This is a genomic window from Mesorhizobium sp. B2-4-15 (genome assembly GCF_006658505.1).
Lineage (GTDB): Bacteria > Pseudomonadota > Alphaproteobacteria > Rhizobiales > Rhizobiaceae > Mesorhizobium.
On record NZ_VFUZ01000038.1, the window covers coordinates 1 to 18,808 of the forward strand.

Annotated in this window: 17 protein-coding genes; 12 read left to right on the top strand and 5 right to left on the bottom strand. The window is 61.1% G+C overall.

Translation table 11 applies throughout. The annotated features are described in order from the left end of the window. Positions 1-240 precede the first annotated feature (240 nt). Positions 241-1,401 carry an acyl-CoA dehydrogenase family protein gene (locus tag FJ930_RS28055; protein ID WP_141840930.1) on the bottom strand — a complete coding sequence of 387 codons (1,161 nt, stop codon included), beginning with the start codon at positions 1,399-1,401 and terminating at the stop codon, positions 241-243. Between the two features lie 369 nt (positions 1,402-1,770). Here FJ930_RS28055 and FJ930_RS28060 point away from each other — a divergent pair, with 369 nt between their 5' ends. Further along, positions 1,771-3,315, top strand: a complete 1,545-nt coding sequence (locus tag FJ930_RS28060; protein WP_141840931.1) for an acetolactate synthase large subunit — start codon at positions 1,771-1,773, stop codon at positions 3,313-3,315. A gap of 139 nt (positions 3,316-3,454) precedes the next feature. Further along, positions 3,455-3,670, top strand: coding sequence for a hypothetical protein (locus tag FJ930_RS28065; protein ID WP_141840932.1), 216 nt, complete (start codon positions 3,455-3,457; stop codon positions 3,668-3,670). 77 nt (positions 3,671-3,747) lie between these two features. Here the strand turns inward: FJ930_RS28065 and FJ930_RS28070 are convergent, their stop codons facing one another. Both FJ930_RS28070 and FJ930_RS28075 read right to left on the bottom strand, forming a co-directional pair. Further along, positions 3,748-5,361 (bottom strand): GMC family oxidoreductase N-terminal domain-containing protein, encoded by a 1,614-nt coding sequence (locus tag FJ930_RS28070; protein WP_181763490.1) that lies wholly within the window; start codon positions 5,359-5,361, stop codon positions 3,748-3,750. A gap of 11 nt (positions 5,362-5,372) precedes the next feature. Further along, positions 5,373-6,179, bottom strand: a complete 807-nt coding sequence (locus tag FJ930_RS28075; protein WP_141840934.1) for a hypothetical protein — start codon at positions 6,177-6,179, stop codon at positions 5,373-5,375. Between the two features lie 386 nt (positions 6,180-6,565). On the opposite strand from FJ930_RS28075, the gene FJ930_RS28080 reads away from it, so the two are divergent. The 4 genes from FJ930_RS28080 to FJ930_RS28095 all read left to right on the top strand — a co-directional run bounded on the left by FJ930_RS28080 (position 6,566) and on the right by FJ930_RS28095 (position 10,445). Further along, entirely contained in the window at positions 6,566-7,123 is a 558-nt protein-coding gene (locus FJ930_RS28080; RefSeq protein WP_141840935.1) for an NAD(P)H-dependent oxidoreductase, read from the top strand. Next, positions 7,123-7,617 carry a flavin reductase family protein gene (locus tag FJ930_RS28085; protein ID WP_141840936.1) on the top strand — a complete coding sequence of 165 codons (495 nt, stop codon included), beginning with the start codon at positions 7,123-7,125 and terminating at the stop codon, positions 7,615-7,617. The genes FJ930_RS28080 and FJ930_RS28085 overlap by 1 nt, the downstream gene beginning before the upstream one ends. 173 nt (positions 7,618-7,790) lie before the next feature. Continuing rightward, positions 7,791-9,113 (top strand): LLM class flavin-dependent oxidoreductase, encoded by a 1,323-nt coding sequence (locus tag FJ930_RS28090; RefSeq protein ID WP_141840937.1) that lies wholly within the window; start codon positions 7,791-7,793, stop codon positions 9,111-9,113. Between the two features lie 81 nt (positions 9,114-9,194). Then, the gene (locus tag FJ930_RS28095; protein ID WP_141840938.1) at positions 9,195-10,445 is read left to right on the top strand and encodes a CaiB/BaiF CoA-transferase family protein; all 1,251 of its coding nucleotides are present in this window, start codon (positions 9,195-9,197) and stop codon (positions 10,443-10,445) included. A 104-nt stretch (positions 10,446-10,549) separates the two neighbouring features. On the opposite strand, the gene FJ930_RS28100 is transcribed toward FJ930_RS28095, so the two are convergent. Further along, positions 10,550-11,974, bottom strand: coding sequence for an FAD-binding oxidoreductase (locus tag FJ930_RS28100; RefSeq protein ID WP_141840939.1), 1,425 nt, complete (start codon positions 11,972-11,974; stop codon positions 10,550-10,552). Between the two features lie 427 nt (positions 11,975-12,401). Between FJ930_RS28100 and FJ930_RS28105 the strand changes: the two genes are divergently transcribed. From FJ930_RS28105 to FJ930_RS28130, 6 genes are all read left to right on the top strand, one after another. Then, positions 12,402-13,478: an extracellular solute-binding protein gene (locus tag FJ930_RS28105; RefSeq protein WP_141840940.1), complete on the top strand. Its 1,077-nt coding sequence runs from the start codon at positions 12,402-12,404 to the stop codon at positions 13,476-13,478. 106 nt (positions 13,479-13,584) lie between these two features. Next, positions 13,585-14,436, top strand: coding sequence for an ABC transporter permease (locus tag FJ930_RS28110; protein ID WP_141840941.1), 852 nt, complete (start codon positions 13,585-13,587; stop codon positions 14,434-14,436). After that, the gene (locus FJ930_RS28115) at positions 14,433-15,257 is read left to right on the top strand and encodes an ABC transporter permease (protein ID WP_141840942.1); all 825 of its coding nucleotides are present in this window, start codon (positions 14,433-14,435) and stop codon (positions 15,255-15,257) included. The genes FJ930_RS28110 and FJ930_RS28115 overlap by 4 nt, the downstream gene beginning before the upstream one ends. Beyond that, complete coding sequence (locus FJ930_RS28120) at positions 15,254-16,402, top strand: ABC transporter ATP-binding protein (RefSeq protein WP_181763491.1); 1,149 nt, start codon at positions 15,254-15,256, stop codon at positions 16,400-16,402. Before FJ930_RS28115 ends, FJ930_RS28120 begins: the two co-directional genes overlap by 4 nt. Before the next feature lie 104 nt (positions 16,403-16,506). After that, entirely contained in the window at positions 16,507-17,358 is an 852-nt protein-coding gene (locus FJ930_RS28125) for an IclR family transcriptional regulator (protein ID WP_246677067.1), read from the top strand. A gap of 90 nt (positions 17,359-17,448) precedes the next feature. Next, a protein-coding gene (locus FJ930_RS28130) for an IS630 family transposase (protein ID WP_246677068.1) occupies positions 17,449-18,397 on the top strand; the annotation gives its coding sequence in 2 pieces (ribosomal slippage) (positions 17,449-17,792 and positions 17,791-18,397; 951 coding nt in all). A 93-nt stretch (positions 18,398-18,490) separates the two neighbouring features. Here the strand turns inward: FJ930_RS28130 and FJ930_RS28135 are convergent. Next, positions 18,491-18,787: a hypothetical protein gene (locus tag FJ930_RS28135; RefSeq protein WP_141840944.1), complete on the bottom strand. Its 297-nt coding sequence runs from the start codon at positions 18,785-18,787 to the stop codon at positions 18,491-18,493. Between the last annotated feature and the right edge of the window lie 21 nt (positions 18,788-18,808).

The window sequence follows — 18,808 nt, forward strand, 5'->3', positions numbered from 1 at the left end:
GGCCGCCGGCGCGGGCGCGGCGCATGATCCGATGTGAAACTGATGTCACGGCCGCGTTCATACGTCAGAAAATAGGCCATTTTTTTCTGACATACAAGAGGCATGAAAAACGTGCAGGAGGGTTGGTGACAGTAAGAAAGACGACGCCGTCGACGCACTCTACGAGCACCGGCGAAGTGCCTGCTTCTCGTTGGTTCAAAGGATGCTCCCGGATGCAAGTGTCGTTGGTCGGTGCCGCGGTTAGCCCGTGGCCACGGCGTCTTTGATCATGTTGCGGGCTATGACGAGCTGCTGAATCTGGGTTGTGCCCTCGTAGATGCGAAACAGGCGCACGTCCCGGTAAAAGCGTTCGATCCCATAATCGGTCATGTAGCCGGCGCCACCGTGGATCTGGACGGCGCGATCCGCGACGCGCCCGACCATTTCACTCGCGAACATCTTCCAACAGGCAGCCTCGGTGGAGACGCTTGCGTCGCGATCCTTCGCGCGCGCAGTCTCGATCACCATGCAGCGGGCCGCATAGGCCTCGGCCCGGCTATCGGCGAGCATGGCCTGTACGAGCTGGAATTCGGCGATCGGCTGTCCGAACTGCTTGCGCTGGATGGCGTAGGCCAAGCTGTCGGCGATCAGGCGCTCGGCCATGCCGACGCATACCGCCGAGATGTGGAGCCGCCCGCGGTCCAGGACCTTCATGGCAGTGTGGAAGCCCCGGCCTTCGCGGCCGCCCAACACCGCGTCGGCCGGGACGCGGCAGTCCTCGAAGATGACGTCGCTGGTGAGGGATCCGTTCTGTCCCATCTTTCTGTCGACGGCGCCGAGGCTCAGACCCGGGGTCCCCGCCTGGACGAGAAACGCTGTGACCCCTCCTTTTGAGCGCTCGGCATCGGCGGTGCGCGCAAAAACCGTGAACAAGCCGGCATGCGGGGCGTTGGTGATGAAGCGCTTGGTGCCGTTAAGCACGTAGCTGTCGCCGTCCCGCCGCGCGCTCATGCGCAGGGACGCCGCGTCCGAGCCCGCCTCGGGCTCCGTAAGGGCGAACGAGGCAATGATCTCACCTGTGGCAAGTCGCGGCAGGTATTTCTGCTTCTGGGCCTCTGTGCCGTCCATCACGAGGCCCTGGGAGCCGATGCCGTTGTTGGTGCCGATGAGCGACCGGAAGGCCGCCGAGGTGCGCCCGAGCTCGAACGCGACCATGACCTCCTCCTCCATAGTGAGGCCCAATCCGCCATAGGCTTCGGGGATGGAAAGCCCGAAAAGGCCCATATCGCGAAACGCCTGCTTGATGTCGTCCGGGATGGCATTCTGCTCTGCCACAGCGGCTTCTTGCGGCACCAGCCTTTCGCTGACGAAGCGGGCGACGGTCGCTACAAGTTGGTCGAAGGTAGCTGGATCGAGCGCCATGTCTGTTTCCGTCTCGTGTCTGGAAGTTGGCTGTCAGGCCAGCTGCGTCACCCAAGGTGGCCGATGTTCAGGCCATGACCGGGCATCGTAGAAGGTCAGGGCCAGAGCCGAATTGTTTGCGGCGAGGCTGCTGGGCGCCAGCCGATAGTTGTTCGACCCGCCTTCGCGGTGCCTGCCGGTCTGTGGTCATACACTTGCGCATTTTCGGGTCGCCATCACTTCGTCGACGCTTGCAATGGGCTTTACACTTGGGTACCGTCCAAGTCAATTATTCGGAAATTAATTCCATTATACAGAATTTGTAGACTCAACGCCGAATGGTTCGGCAAGACGTGAGAAGGCCGTGCGTGCATGTCGCAAGCGAATGAGATGACCGGGGCTGAAAGCCTGGTGCGAACAATGATTGCGGGGGGCGTTGACACGTGCTTCGCCAATCCGGGCACCAGCGAGATGCATTTCGTGGCGGCCCTCGACCAGATTCCAGGTATGCGCTGCGTGCTTGGGCTGCAGGAGAACGTTGTCACCGGCATGGCCGATGGCTTCTACCGGATCGCGGACAGGCCTGCATGTACGCTGCTCCATTGCGGGCCGGGGCTGGCGAATGGTTTGGCGAACCTCCACAACGCGCGCCGGGCCGGCAGCGGCATGGTCAACATCGTGGGCGACCAGGCGACTTACCACGCGCCGCTCGACGCCCCGCTGACGGCCGACATCGAAGCACTGGCCCGAACCGTCTCTGCGTGGGTGCGCACAAGTGCCCGGCCGCAGGATGTCGGGCAAGACGCCGCGGCCGCAATGCAGGCCGCCCGAACGATTGCCCGGAACCTCGCGACGTTGATCCTCCCTTCGGACTCCTCGTGGGGCCGAGGCGGCGTTGTAGCCGAACCGCTACCCAAGCTCAGGGCGCCAGCAATCGACCCGCACGCCGTCGAGGCGGCCGCTGCGGCGTTGCGCAGTGGTGGTCCAAACGTCCTCATCCTGCTCGGCGGCCGGGGTTTCCGAGCCGTCTCGCAGCGGCTGGCATGGCGCCTAGCTCACGCGAGCGGCGCCGCCATCCTCGGGGAGTTTGTCGCCCCGCGTGTGGAACGCGGCGCCGGGCGTCTCCCCCTCGAGCGGATCCCTTACGATACCGACGCGGCGACCAAGGTCTTGGCCCGTTATACTGACATCGTTTTGGTCGGTGCTCGCCCGCCAGTCAGCTTCTTCGCCTATCCCGACAAACCGTCACGACAACATGCCAATGATGCGCGCCTCCATATCCTTGCCCGTCCGGAGCAGGACGTCGAAACGGCCTTGGCTGCCGTCGTCGATGCGCTAGGTGTGCCCGATGCCGCCTATCCAGCCGGGGCGGATCGACCGCAGCGGGTGACCGGCAAACCTTCCCCGGAGGGCTTGGCCCGTATGTTGGCCTCGGTCATGCCGGAGGGGGCTATCGTTTCGGATGAAAGCATTTCGTTCGGTCGGGGGCTTTACGCCGAGACGCATGGCGCGGCCCCGCACGACTGGCTGCATCTAACTGGCGGCGCGATCGGCGACGGCCTTCCGGTCGCCACCGGGGCTGCGATCGGCGCGGGAGGTTCGAGGCGGGTGATTAGCCTTCAGGCGGATGGCTCGGCCATGTACTCGCTGCAGTCCCTCTGGACACAGGCGCGCGAGCGGCTGCCGGTCACGACCGTTCTCCTCAGCAACCGGAAATACAACATCCTAATCGGTGAGTACAAAGGCGTCGGCGCCGTCCCGGGTCAAACCGCGATGAACATGCTCGATCTGTCCAATCCCGGCATCGGCTGGGTCAAGCTCGCGGAAGGGATGGGCGTCGAGGCCGTCCAGGCGCATTCCCTAGAGCAGTGCGCCGATATGCTTGAGGCGAGTTTTCACCTTGCTCGGCCCTTCCTGGTCGAACTTGTTATCTGAGGACAGCCGTGCCCGGCGCCTTCATCTGCGACCGCGTCCGCATCCCTATTGGCAGCCTGACTCTGATTACCAGGGTTGCTTGATGGCGCGACCGCCGGCTCGCCACCACGGAACAGGGGTATGGGGGCGAGTTCCTGCCATGCTGGGGCTCTGCACGTCTCGGCCTCGCCTCGTCGTCGAACTGAACGAAGCCTTGCCTCCCAAGGCACAGACGAGCTCCGCGAACTGGCCTCCAGAGGGCGCGGAGCACGTCAATCCCAGCGAGCGGCGCTATAGCGCTCGCGCCCCACTCGGCATGTCGGGCGCCAATTTGGCAACGACCGCGGCGGTGAACCTGCAGCGCATTGCCGATTGAGCCATTTCGGTGGAATGACCGTCTGTCCTCCGTCGCTCGGGAGGATCTTGTCGCCATCTGGCGCTACAAACCGGGCCTTAGACGGCGCGCTTTACCTTTCCGGTCATCATATCAGCTGCCTTCGCGGCCATCATCATGATGGCCACGTTCGGATTTCCCGAAATCAGATGCGGCATCGCGGAGGCATCCACGACACTTAGGCTCTCGAGCCCACGCACGCTTAAGTCGGGGTCAAGGACCGCGTCCTCGCCCATACCCATCTTGCAGGTACATGCCGGGTGGTAGAGTTGGATGGCGTTCTCGCGGATGTGGAGGTCGATGTCGGCGTTCGTCCTTAGGTCGCGGTGGGGACTTGTGAGACGATCGCGAAAAGGTGCCAGGGCATCGCTGTTGCCAAGGGCAAGGGAGCGTCTCACACCATCCCGGAGCACATCGAGATCTTCCGTCCGGGAGAGCGAATTATAGAAGATAAGAGGTCTATCCCGGGGATCGGAGGATTTCAGGAGGATTTCGCCACGGCTCTTCTGGCTCAGCAGTTCTGGCCTGATACCGAACCCGTCGACATATGGCCGTTTGAGACCCGGGAACCAGAAATTGGCGTCGCCAGGCACCATGGAGATGACCAGTTCGAGATCGGGCTGGCGAAGCGTGGGTTGCGACTTTATGAAAGCCAGTATCGCCCCCGGGATGTTTGTCGCAGGCCCGGTCGCGCCGAAATAGGCGCGCAGCATGCTTGTGCCGACCCGATCGAGCCTCAGGCTGCCATGGAACATGCCAGCCTGCTTGCGACTCCAAGACACCCAAACCCCCAGATGGTCTTCGAGATTCTTCCCGACCGGGAGATCAACCAGGGAATCGATGCCCATCGCTTTCAGATGATCGGCAGGGCCGACGCCGGACAGCATTAGCAGATGCGGGGTGTTGACGGCGCCAAGACACAGAACCGTACGCTCGTTCGCGAAGGCGACCGAGGTCTTGCTGTTATGCACAAAGTCTACGCCAGTTGCCCTCGTTCCATCAAAAAGGACTTTCGTCGCCATCGCGCGGGTCCGCACCGTCAGGTTCGACCTTGTCATTGCCGGTCTGAGGAAAGCGCGGCCCGCCGAAGAACGGGTGCCGTTTCGGATCGTATACTGTGCCATCGCGAAGCCTTCCGGCTTGGCACCGTTGTAGTCGTCGGTGACAGAGTAGCCCTGCGATCGGATCGCGGTGAACCACGCGTCGTAGATTGGATCTGGCCTGAGCGCCTGCCGGGCTCCGAGTTCGCCACCCCCGCCGCGAAAGAAGTCCTCGCCGCCTTCCCAGGTTTCGCATTCTTTGAAATACGGCAGGACGTCCTCATAGCTCCACCCGGTCGCGCCACGCTCGACCCAACGGGCATAGTCGACCGGATGGCCGCGCGTATGGGCCATGTAGTTAATGGAAGAGCCGCCGCCGACGACCTTTCCGTGCGGGACCTGCATGCGACGCCCGTTGAGAAGAGGGTCGGGCTCTGAGACATCGCCCCATTCGTGGAGGCCATATTGAGACAACTTCCGTGCCCCGATGGGAATCGAGATCAGGGGATTCCAATCCCAGCCCCCCGCCTCCAGCAAAAGCACCCGCGCGTTTCGATCGCGCGATAAGCGGTTGGCCATGACGCAGCCGGCGGAGCCCGCGCCGACAACGATAAAGTCATAGGTATCCGTCAAGATCGGCTCCTTTAATGTCTCGGGTGGACGGTGGATGTCGCCGCGCACCATTTGTTGTGGTTCCGGTGGCCGTAGGGGTGAATGCGTGCGGCGAGCAGATCGCGTGTCCGGCGAGCACTCAGAGGCAAACCAGGGCCTTTTCGACAGGTTTCCGGCGATTTGTCTCCGCCACGAGGCCGTTGCGAGAGGTCACCTCGCGCACGGATGCGGTGCGTTCCCGGGTCTTGCGCGCTGACATCCGCGCTCCGAACTATGGCCCGGTCCTCGATCTCCGCCGCGCCAAGTGGGTGTATCACCCGTTTTGGATTGAACTCTGTTTTCTGGCTGATGCCGCGAATGGCGATGTCAGGCTGGGCGACGCGAACGGTTGGACCGCACACTAACGCGGAGCGGATCGTGCCCAGTGCCGCCTCAGTCTCCTTTGGACCGTGCACGATCTCTCGCCGGCGCCTGTCCGGAATTGCAAGGCGCGTGATTGCCCGGTCGTTGACCCGGTGGTCTTCCGTTCCGCGAACCACTTCGCGCCGAGACGGCCAGAAGTCGAAGGGCGCGTGCGTGCCAAATCCGCGACCGAAGTGGAACGCGTAGATCTCGGGATAGATGGCTTTGGCACCGCGACGCTCTGGCTTGACCTCGTAGAAGCACACGATGGCGAGCTGAAGGAGATGGGTCGCGCCGACGCCTCCTAGAGGTCCATCCAACACGATGCCAAAGCGGTCGCGGAAACCCGAGTTTGGGAACACGTCAGCGACGGTTCCCACCTGCCCATTGGTCTTGACCTCGAACATTTCAGGAAAAAGAAGGATTGTGACGTGCATTGATGTTTTTCGAAGACGAGACCGAAGCCGGAATTTGATATTAGTCAGATTTTACGCCATGGTCAACGCTCCGGTCGGCGTAGCTGTATTCCTGCTCGACTTACGCCACCCACCAGCCAGGCGGCTCTCTAGCGCTGATCTGAGGCTGTCGATCTCGACCCGGCGTTAACCGCAAGGCACGTTGAAGAGTCTAGTCGGTGGATTTTGTGCCACAAGAAACTTGACAAAGATCGAAAAAAGCGCATCATGTTCGCTGCGACGTGAGCCGTTGCGAGCCTGCTTGGCCAAAAGATCTCGGCAGGGATTGTTCTGAGAAATCAGCTGCACGGCTCCTTGCCAAACCGCCTCGATCGGAATGCCGTGCACCCCAACGCTTGAGGTGTGAAATGCTGAAAGTTAGTATCGTTGTCGGCAACCCGAAACCGCGGTCGAGGACCGCCAAGATCGCGGAAAGTTTTGCGCGTGGACTTGTCGGATCTTCCGATAGCTCGCTGCGGATCATCGATCTCGCGGACCATGTTGACGAGATTTTCCTCTGGCCAGCCGAGAGCCTGCAGGAGCTTAACCAACTCGTGGCAGACTCAGATCTCGCTATATTCTGCTCCCCCACCTACAAGGCCAGCTACACCGGACTGCTCAAAGCGTTCCTGGATCGCTATAAGGCCAATGGCCTGAGCGGGGTGACCGCGATAGCGCTGATGACAGGGGCTGACATGGGCCATTCCATGGCCCCAACCGTCAACCTGGTCCCGTTGCTGCTGGAACTTGGTGCAATCGTGCCCACGCGCGGGATTTATTTCAACACCTCGCAGATGGATCAAATCGACGACCTGGTGCAGAGCAACGCGGCGCTCACCCGCGATTCACTGAACGTTTTGCGGCGCCTCGCCGAGGCGATCGATGCTCCCGCAGGGGCGACCTCCAAGATGGCGAGGGCGAATTGATGCTGCACGCCCACTTTGAAGATCGCAAATTTCGTGAGGCGCTCGGCAACTTCGCATCCGGGATTACCGTCGTTGCCGCAATGGTAGATGACGAGCCAGTCGGCTTCACCTGTCAATCCTTCTTCAGCGTCTCGATTGCGCCACCTCTCGTCTCGTTCTGCGTGATGAACACTTCCACGAGTTGGCCGAAGATCCGATCGGCCAGCCGCTTCAGCATCAACATTCTCTCAGCCCGTCAGGCCGAGGTCTCGCAAGCTTTCGGCCGCAAATCGCCAGATCGATGGGCAAACGCGCGCTGGCAACTGAGCCCGGACGGAAACCCTGTGCTCCACGAAACCCTGCTCAGCATGGATTGCAGCCTGCACGCGGAGCACGTCGCCGGAGACCACTGGCTGGTGCTCGCCAACGTACATCGACTGCTTAACGACGGCATCGAGGACAACGGCCCACTCCTCTTCTACCGAGGCACCTATCGCCAACTCGCGAGCCCGTGAGCGGCAGCCACACGAGTGAGCGCCCGCGCCGCGGCTGAGTTGGGGCGGCGCGGCACGGCTCGCGCCGCGGCCTCTCATAATTGGAATTAAGTTCTGATTTTTGGCTTGCCTTTGTAAACCCCGATCAATACCATTGCAACGCGGACCTCGGTCCTTTGCTTCAGGATCAGCTTATGACAAGACAATTGCATTTCGTTGGGTACTGCTGTGTTAGCCCGACCTGGCACAACAACGGCGCTTGGCGCCATGCCGAGAGCGACGCGGTGAACGTCATCAATCCGTCGCGCTACGAAAACATCGCAAAGATCCTCGAAGAGGGTAAGTTCGACGGCCTCTTCTTCGTCGACTGCCTCTCGATGTTCGAATCCTATGGTGACACTTTCGCAGCCGACCTGAAATGGGGTGGGCAGATGTACATGCTCGAGCCCATGCAAGTGCTGGCGGCCATGGCGCGGGCGACAAAAAACATTGGCCTCGCCGCCACCATGAGCACAAGTTTCTACCATCCATACCACATCGCCCGGCAGTTCGCGACGCTCGACCACATCAGTGGTGGCAGGGCAGGCTGGAACGTGGTGACATCCGCCAACAATCTCGAAGCGCAGAATTTCGGCATGGAGAAATTACTCGACAAGGCGCTGCGTTACGATCAAGCCGACGAAATCTTGGAGGCTTGCGGGGCACTCTGGAACAGCTGGGACGAGGGTGCCTTGCTGCTCGATCAGGAAAAGGGTCTTTTTGCCGACCCCGAGAAAGTCCGCTATGCGAACTATGCGGGGAAATACGTCAAGACAAGGGGGCCGCTCCAGACGCCGCGCTCTCCGCAGGGCCACCCGGTGATCATGCAAGCCGGTTCATCGGACCGCGGGCGCGAGTTTGCCGCGCGTTGGGCCGAGATGGTGTTCACCAACCAGCGCGACAAGGCGGGCATGCAGACCTTCTATAGCGACATGAAGGGCCGCGTCGAGGCGGCGGGGCGCAATCCGGACCACTGCGCGATCCTGCCGGCGCTTGATTTCGTGGTCGGAGAAACCGAATCGATTGCCAAGGAGCGTGCCGACTACATCAATTCGCTGGTCAACCCTGAACTTGGCGTCGCGGACATCTCCAACTCACTCTACCTTGATCTCTCCAGCCATCCCCTCGATCAGAAGGTGGATGAGCTCGATCTTTCCGAGGGTGCAAAGGGCATACGCGGGATCTTCGATCTCATCCTTGGCGGCTCCAAGGGCAAGACTCTGCGCGATGCCGGTCAGGCGTGGGGCGAAAGCCAGATGATCTTTCAGTTCGTCGGCACGCCGACGATGATTGCTGATCACATGCAGGACATGTTCGAGTCCCACGCTTGCGACGGCTTCATCGTTACCCCCAAGCTCAGCCCCTCCTCCTATATTTCCTTCGTCCGCTCGGTCGTGCCGGAACTGCAGCGGCGAGGAATTTACCGGAAGGACTACACCGGCCGGACCTTCAGGGAGAACCTGCGGAGCGGAAGCTAGCCAGCCAAAGGCACCGACCAATGCCCATGATGGGCGGGCGAGGCCTGGACCTCGACTGTCAAAGAACGCTGGAGACCGCAAGTGCAGGACAACGCGTCGGAGGCTGAGCAGGGACTCCCGCTCAGGGGCGTAAAGGTTCTCGACCTTTCGCGGGTGCTGGCGGGCCCGTGGGCGACGATGAGCCTTGCAGACCTGGGTGCCGAGGTCTGGAAGATCGAGAACATAGATGGTGGCGACGATACCAGGGCGTGGTCCGTCCCGAGTTACAAGGGGATAAGCACCTACTTCCTGTGCGCCAATCGCGGTAAGCGCTCAATCGCGCTCGATCTCAAGACCAAGCACGGTCTTGAGATCGTCAAACAGCTGGCCTCGCGATGTGACATCGTCGTCGAAAACTTCCGCGTGGGCACTGCCGAGCGCCTCGGCGTGGGGTACGAGCAGCTCAAGGCGATTAATCCCGAGCTCATTTACTGTTCAATTTCGGGCTATGGCCGCGACAGTTCGGAAGCCCGGCGCCCAGGCTACGATTTTGTCGTCCAAGCCGAGAGTGGCCTAATGGCGATTACCGGCGAGAAGGAGGGTCAGCCGCTGCGTGTCGGTGTCGCCATAACCGATATCGTTTGTGGTATGGTTGCCACCCAGTCGATCCTTGCTGCCCTTATACATCGCGACAGGACGGGGCGTGGCCAGCAGATCGACCTGTCCCTGCTGGACTGTGGCCTCAACCTTTTGATCAACGTTGGCAGCGCCTATCTCAACACTGGTGGTGAGGTGAAGCGCTACGGAAATGCTCACCCGACGGTGGTACCCTACCAGATCTTCCCTTGCGCAGACGGGGACCTTGCGCTCGCCGTCGGCAACGATCGCCAGTTCCGAGCGCTTTGCCGGTCAGTGGTCTATCTCCCGGAGCTTTCGGACGACCCGCGCTTCACCTCCGCCAATGGTAGGGCCGCCAACAGAGAGGCGCTGATCCCGATCCTCGCCGCCGTCTTTGCGACGGCGTCGCGTCAGCACTGGATGGACGCCTGCGCGGTGGCCGAGGTGCCGTGCGGGGTCGTCAAGACGGTTCCTGAGGCTTTGGGGAGCCGTAATGTCATCGAGCGCGGCACCATTCAGACGCTGCACAGCGACGCCGTCGGGCCAGTCTCGCTCGTGCGCCCGGCCCAGGGACTGCGCGCACAGCGGCACGCCACCCCCCTCCCCCCACCGATGCTCGGCCAGGATACCGAGACCGTGCTGCGCGAGGTGCTGGGTTACAGCGAGGAGACGATCCGCGAACTCATCGATGCCGGCGTGGTCTCCCAGTATCATGGCTCCTCCCCCTCCGCCTGAAATAACCCCCCGCGACCGATACCGTGCGAAGCCCAGGCCCTGGGTCGATGTTGCTCCCAGCGCCGGGCAATCCAGCTTGCTACTCTCGATCTTGCTGGCCCGGACTAGCGGGGGAAACGGAGCGGTGGGTTCATCCGCCCACCGATCCGGCGGCTGGCGACGTGACGCTTGCGGATGACGCCATTTGCCAAGAACGCAGCTAGTATACGGCTCGGCCATTTCTGCTTCTTGCGGGTCACGAACCAGACGTCGGTGTTCTCCGTGCGCATTCCCAAGGCCAGTTCGGCGAGCGTGCGGCCATTCTGCGCTCCGCAGGGCATGCCGTTGCCCCAGCAGCCGCAGGCATAGAGGATGCGTGGGTCGCTGGCTTCCCCGACATGGGGAATCCAGTCGGGAGTGATCGAGATAGGCCCTCCCCACGTCTGCGCGACCTCGACCCCGCTCAGCGCGGGGAAGAAAGCCGCCAAGTGGTCGGGACCAGCCCGCTTGAGGCGCATGTCGACCTCAGGCGCGAGGTTCCTGTCCCACGGCGCCGAGGTGTAGTAGCCCCCGACATACAGCATGCGGCCATCCGCCGTCGGCGCGAATGAGTAGAACAGGTCCGAATGGATGTTGACGCCCGAACGACGGGGCCAGCCGAGCTGTTCCCACTGTTGCGGTGTCAAGGGCTCCGTGATGACCCCTTTGACCATAAGCGGCGTCTGCTCGCGGGCCAAGCCGAGCTCCTTGGCACTTGGCAGCAGGTGGGTGAAAGCGTTTGTTGCCAGGACCAGTCTCTTGCAGCGGATAACCCCAAGACCGGTCTGGAGCGTGATCAATTTTCCCGTGGTATCGATCGATGCGACCGGCGAATTCTCGTAGACCCACACGCCGCGACGCTCGGCAGCGCTCTTGAGGCCACGCACCAACTTTAGCGGATTGAACTGGCCGCCTCGTGACTCATGGTAAGCCGCTCCGAACTGGTTGCTGCCGAGCTCCTGCTCGACCTGCTCGCGCTCAACGTATGACACATATTGCGACTGCCCCATCCGTTCCATCAGCCGCATTGCCTCGTCGATGCGCCCATCACCCTCGACGCGTAGACAAACGTTGAGAGTGCCAGTGTTTGTGTAATCGCAGGCGATTCCCTCTTCGTCGCGCACGTCCTCAATGAAGGCTATGCCACGGTGGACGTAGTCCCATGCTTCGCGTCCCCTATCGGCTCCGTGGCTGCCGACAAGTCGCTCGGGTGAGGTGCCGCCAAACTTCATGATGATCTGCCCAGCGTTGCGCCCGCTTGCGCCGAAGCCGACAACCTCAGCTTCGAGCAAAGCCACATCGACGGAGGGGTCCAGCTTCTTCAGATGATACGCGGTCGAGACGCCGTTGATACCTCCACCGACGATACACACGTCGACATCGACGTGGCCGATTAGCGGGGTAGCGGGTTGGTAGGAGTCAGAAGTGTTCCACCAATGTGAGCGCGACCGGTTGAGGACGGACCCACCCGACGGTCGTTTCGCCGAGGCGTTCAAGATCACTGCTTCCATGTCATTGTGCTCCCTGGCGGAGATCGGCCAGCCGCCCTGTTGAATCAGCGCCACTCGAATTCTGACATTAATCTGATTTTGTCAATACGCACCATCTAGAAGTCGACTTCGTGGGAGTTTGCAGTTTGCCCTCCCGTCGCCCTCTCTGCATAATGATCGCCACCAAAGAAACCAGATTTAAAAAAAATTTCAACAATGGAGAGCACTGCCACGTCCGCCTCGTTAATCGCGCATGAAGGCCTATTTTACGGGTATCCGGACGCTTTATCGTTCCCGATCAAGCCATCAGCCATCTCCATACCAAAGCACCATAATCGGATTTTAATTTCATATATTGCCAATTTGGCGATTCCGTGAGACACATTCGGGTAGCCAGATTTGAGGCTGGCAAAATCAGAAAAAGAAACTTGGGAACACGGAGAATTCGATGACAATCGGGAAAGCGCGTTCCGGCCTCTCTCGCCGGAAATTTCTCAAGATCGGCGCAACCGCCGGCGTCGCTTTGGCGGCGACGAAACTCGCCACGCCGGCTATCGCCCAATCTGATGCGGAGGGACTCCTCGTGTCGTCCGGTGGCGGCGACTTCCTCACCGCCTTGCAGAAGGCCTACTACGACGACTTCACCAAGAGTACGGGCATCAAAATTGTACCTCAGCCCTGGAAAGGGTTGGCCGAGTTGAAGGTCATGGTTGAATCCAATGCCTTCGGACAGTTCGATATGATGCTGGCTTCATCCGGTGAGGCGGCCAGTGCACAGGGCCAGGGATTGAGCGAACCGCTCGACTATGGGCTCATCGAGCGCAAGGCCCTTATTCCTGGTGCAAGCGGTGACAACTGGTTTCTCTGCAACATCGCCGCCAACGTCCTGTCGTGGAATACTTCGGTATTCCATCCGGGCTCCGAGCCGAAAAAATGGGCCGACTTCTTTAACCCTGCCAATTCGTCGCCGCGGGGGCTTTGGAAGAACGCCAACCAGACACTTGAGCTCGCGGCCCTGGGTGCCGGCGTCCCGATCGAGAAACTCTATCCGCTCGACATTGAGAAGGCGCTCAAGACTCTGGATGGGGTGCGCGATCACATCGTGTGGTGGGAGGGTGGTTCTCAGTCGCAGCAGCTTCTCGCCGGCGGCGAGGTCGACATGGCTTCGATGTGGGTCAACCGCGTGAAAGCGCTCAAGGACGAGGGCAAGCCGATCGACTATTCCTTCAATCAGGGCATTTGCGACGGCGACACGATCATCATCCCGAAGGGCCATCCGAAGAAGAAGACGGCCATGAAGTTGGCGGCGTATCTTTCAACGCCCGAACCGCAGGCACGGCTCGCAGAGTTGCTCCCGCTGGGTCCCACCAACACCAAGGCCATTCCGCTTTGCGATCCGAAGGCTCTGGCGGCTACGGTTGCGGACCCGGCGAATTTGAAGACCGCGCGTCTTCAAGATTTTGACTGGTGGGCCAAAAACAGCGATAAGGCCAATAACGAGTTCACGAAATGGCTTCTCGGATGATGGTGCCCGGGGTTCGGCGGTCGGCCGAGCCCCGGCCCCATCGCGAGGACGGCTGCTGAACACCGCCGGCCTCAATTGTTGCGCGAAAAACCAGAGGCTCGGACGCATGAATCGATCGCGGCATTGGTCGCCGGATTTTGCCCTCAAATTCCTGCTGGTGCCACCGGCGCTCTTTCTATTGCCGACATTTTTCCTGCCGCTCGGTGTCGTCGTTTATCGCGCCTTCGGCGAGTCCCGGCCAAGTCTGGCGAATTTTGGGGAGATCGCCGCAAATCCGATTTACCTTACAGTCATCTGGCAGACATTCACGACCGCGCTCTACGCCACGGTCCTCTGTCTGGTGGTGGCCTTCCCGATCGCCCATCTCATCTCCCGGGCCAACAGGTTCTGGTCCGGCATTGCTTTTGCCCTCGTGATGATACCTTTCTGGACAAGCGTAGTGACCCGAACATATGCCTGGATCGCGCTCCTCAGCCGTCGCGGCGTGATCAACAATCTGTTCATGCAGTTGGACTGGATCGACCAGCCCCTCAAGCTGATGAACAACATGACTGCGGTGCAGATCGGCATGGTCCAGTTCCTGCTGCCCATGATGGTCCTACCACTCGTCAGCACGATGCGACAGATCGACACGACCAAGCTTCTGGCTGCGCGCATCCTAGGCGCCAACCCGCTGCGAGCCTTCTGGCACATCTATCTGCCCATGTGCCTGCCGGGTCTTGTGGCAGGCAGCGTGCTGGTCTTCATCACCGCTCTGGGCTTTTACGTGACGCCCGCCCTACTCGGTTCAGACAGGAACATGATGATCTCGGTGCTAATCGAGAGACAAGTCTCGCAAGCCCTCAACTGGCAACTCGCCTCGGCGCTTGCGACCGTCCTACTCGCCATGGTGTTGCTGTCGATCACGCTGATCGCCTACATCGCCGGGCGGCGCGGTGTGAGATTGGCCATCCAATGAGCTGGACAGCCTTTGAGCGCCTGACGCACCTCGCAAGCCGGATCTTTGCCACCCTCGGTCTGTTCTACCTAATCCTGCCCATCTTGATTTTGGCACCCCTATCCCTCAGCAGCGGGCTGTTTCTGGATTTGCCGCTGCCGGGCGTCTCGCTGCAGTGGTACCAGAGGATGTGGAACCATCCCGGCTACCTTTCGTCCTTCTCGAACACTCTCATGATCGGTCTCGGGGTGGCGCTCGTGTCCGTGCTGCTGGGCACGATGGCCGCCCTAGCTGTCGTGCGCGGAAAGATCCCCTTCGCCAAGGCGATCTCCGGGTTGCTGCTGTCGCCGCTGATCATGCCGCAGATCATCTTGGCAATCGGCATCTTCCCGATCTTGGCACGTTTTAACCTGATCGGGTCGCGCGCGGCAGTTATCGTTGCCCACACGGCCGTCGCGACGCCCCTGGTGTTCGTAACCGTGTCGGCAGCGTTGCGGGGCTATTCGGAAAACCTGGAGCTTGCCGCCATGACCCTTGGAGCCAACGGTTGGCGCACGTTCGTCCATGTCACCTTCCCGATGATCAGGCTCGGCATGCTGACGGGAGCGATCTTTGCCTTCGCCTTTTCCTTCGACGAGATCATCATCGCGCTCTTCCTGACGGATGCGTCCTCAGTGACGCTGCCGGTCTTCATCTGGAACGAGTTGCGCTACCAGATGGACCCGACCATTGCCGCGGCCTCGACCGTCGCGATCGTCCTGGCGCTTGGCCTGCTTGGCACGGTGACGTTGCTGCAACGGCAGAGCGCCAAATTCTCAACCACCAAGGAAGCCGATCAGTGAGTGCCATCCACCAGCGGATTCGGGCCGCCACCCCCTTTCATAGCTTCGGCGCCGGGGCGAGCGCCGGTGTGCCTGGCAAACGGATCCAGTATGTCGGCCTCTGCAAGCGGTATGGAGCATTGGTGGCTTTGCAGCCGACCGATCTGACCATAGAGGCCGGCGAGTTCTTCGCAATAATCGGGCCGAGCGGTTCGGGGAAGACAACCTTGCTGGGTCTGACGGTCGGCTATCTCGCGGCGGACGAAGGTGAGATCCTCGTGGACGGCCGTAACATCGAGGGCGTGCCACCCTTCAAGCGCAATTTCGGCATGGTCTTCCAGAACTATTCGCTGTTTCCGCACAAGACGGTTGCACAGAACATCGCCTTCCCGCTCCAGATGCGCGGCGTTGCCAAGGACGAGATTGCCCGCAAGGTGCGGGACGTGCTTCGGCTGGTTCGCCTCGACAACGTGGGCGACCGCTACCCCAACGCCCTATCAGGCGGCCAACAGCAGCGCGTGGCGCTGGCCCGTGCTGCGGTCTACAATCCCCTGCTCCTGGTGATGGACGAGCCCCTGAGCGCGCTGGACAAGAACCTGCGCGAGGAGATGCAGTTCGAGATCAAGCAACTGCAGGGCAAGCTGGGGTCGACGGTCCTCTACGTCACCCACGACCAGGGCGAGGCAGCGGCGATGGCGAGCCGGATTGCCATCATGCGCGCCGGTTCGATCATCCAGATTGGCTCAGCCAAGGAACTCTACCGCCATCCGAAGAACCGTTTCGTCGCGTCTTTCCTCGGTCAGGCGAACGTCTTCGATATCTCGGGGGTGCGAGGTTCGGGAGAAGACCTACACATCACGACCGCCCTTGGCGTGCCCCTGAGAGTGACCTCGGTTCCGGCCGGGACGCTCGACCTGTGTGCTTGCGTGCGGCCAGAGGCCATTACCTTGTCTGCCAGCCATCCCGGCACTGACAACGTTGTCAAGGGCACGGTCGTCGACATCACCTTCACCAACGGCGTCCAGCGCCACCGGGTGGCTGTCGGATCGGGCCAAACGATCGAACAATGGCAGCAGATGTCTGGAGATCCCTTTAGCCCAGAACCGGGGGCGGAGGTCTACCTGAGCTGGAAGGCGAGCGAGACGATGGTCGTTCCGGCGCAGTAGCCGCAAAGGGCCGAAGTGGCAGTTGGATCATTCACACTTGGAAACATCCGGTACTTCGCGTAAGCGCTGCCGCAAAGTATCGGCTAAGGAAGCGAGGGACTGAATTGCGCAAGCGCCTGAACAATCCCATCGAAGACGCCACCGAAAGCGAGGGCTTCTCCACGTCCCTGGTTCGTGGCCTGCAGATATTGCGAAGCTTCCGGCCGGGGGAAACGTCGCTTGGAAACCTCGAACTCATGGCCCGTACGGGATTGCCGAAGGCGACCGTGTCGAGGCTGACCTACACGCTCGCAGGCCTGGGTTATCTTGTTTACGATGACGTCCTGGGGCGCTACAGCCTTGGCGCGGCGACGGTTTCGCTGGGCTATACTGCCTTGAGTTCCAACGCCATCGTCCACGTCTCACGCCCCCTGATGCAGGACCTTGCGGACGAAACCGGTGCTGCGGTTGCTTTGGGAGCGCGTGACTACAACGAAATGGTTTATCTCTCCAACTGCCGATCCGAAAGCCTGGTGACGCTCAGGCTCAACGTTGGATCAAGGCTGCCACTGTGGAACAGCGGCATGGGCTTGGCTTATCTAGTCGGCCTCTCCGAGGAACAGCGCAACCAGCTGAGCAATCGCTTCCTGCCCCCTACGCGGAGCGAACGCGCGACTTTCTCGAAGCTGCTCGAGCAGGCGCAGGAGCAGTATGCGCGTTTGGGCTACGTCACGGCCTCAGGCACCTGGCACAGCTACGTCAAGGCCGTCGGCGTGCCGTTCATACCCATCGACGGATCTCCGCCGCTCGCCTTTTCCTGTGGCGGAACCGCTGAGATCATCGACGAGAAGACTATCGCCGAGAAGATCGGCCCAGCACTTGTGCGCATGCGGACTGGCGTTGAGAATCTCCTGGCTGGGATACCGAAAGAGCCTGCCCCTCTCAAAAAGGCCAAACGGGTCAAGGCCGACCGCTAGAGCATAATCTGACCTGATGGAATCGCGAGGGATTCCCATCGGCGAGAATATCTGATTCATCATGTCTGCTGGATATGGAGGCCAGCAGGCATGGTTAGAGCCATATCGGAGGATCTGCGTTCGCGTGTGATCGCGGCGGTTGAGGGTGGCCTGTCGCGGCGGGCCGCGGCGGATCGTTTCGGTGTTGCCCCGGCAAGCGCGGTGCGCTGGGTCCGCGAATGGCGAGAGAGCGGCGCGACGCGGGCAAAGCCCCAGGGCGGGGACAAGCGCTCCCAGCGGATCGAGGCCTATCGGGATACGATCCTGGCGGCGATCGAAGGTCAGGACGACATCACGCTGGTCGAGTTGGCTGAGTTTCTCAGGGCGGAGCATGCGGTCGTGTTCGCGCCGAGCACGATCTGGCGCTTTCTCGACCGTCACTCGATGACCTTGAAAAAAAACGGCGCACGCCAGCGAGCAGGATCGGCCCGACGTGCTCGCGCGGCGACGCGCCTGGTTCAAGGCCCAGCCTGATCTCGATCCCGAACGATTGGTCTTTATCGACGAGACCGGCGCGTCGACGAAGATGGCTCGCCTGCGTGGACGGGCAAAGCGGGGCATGCGGTGCCGGTCTCCGATCCCGCATGGGCACTGGAAAACGACCACTTTTACAGGCGCATTGCGCCTGACGGGCATGACTGCGCCGATGGTCCTCGACGGACCGATGACGGGTGAATGGTTCGCCGCTTATGCCGAGCAGGTACTGGCGCCTACGCTTCGAATTGGGGACATCGTCATCCTCGACAACCTGCCCGCTCACAAAGTCACCGCCGCCCGCCAAGCGATCGAAGCGGTCGGCGCGCGAATGCTCTTCCTGCCACCTTATAGCCCCGACTTTAACCCGATCGAAAATGCCTTCTCGAAGCTGAAGTCGATCCTCAGGAAAGCCGCCGCACGCAACATCCCCGAGCTTTGGGACGCAATCCGCGACGCGCTGCCCCGCTTCACCGCCGAGCAATGCACAAACCACTTCAGCGCCGCAGGTTACGAGCCTGAGTGATCAGATTCTGCTCTAGCCGACGCTTGCGGGACGCACCGGCTACGACCATCGCGATAGCTGTTCCTCCGAGCCTTCCGGGTGACGACGTCAATGTCAGTCCTTTGCCGAGGCGAGCATCTTCTCATGCGCGATCGCTGCCTGCATCGCCTCGATGATCGGTTGGATCTTGGCGATGTCGTACGACCTGCCCATGAATGTCATCTGGTAGGCGATCGCCTCCTGTGCGAGATAACGCCGGCGCTGTATCAGCATCCCAAGCATGCGCTCGAGATTACCCAGATGATCCTCGCTGAGCTCGGCCTTTCCGAACTCTTCAATGGGACGGGCGTAGCCGGACTGTTCCTTCAAGGAATTGTATTCACCAATCTCCGGCGGACTTTTATGCATCATCTTCTCCTTGTTCTGGTTCGC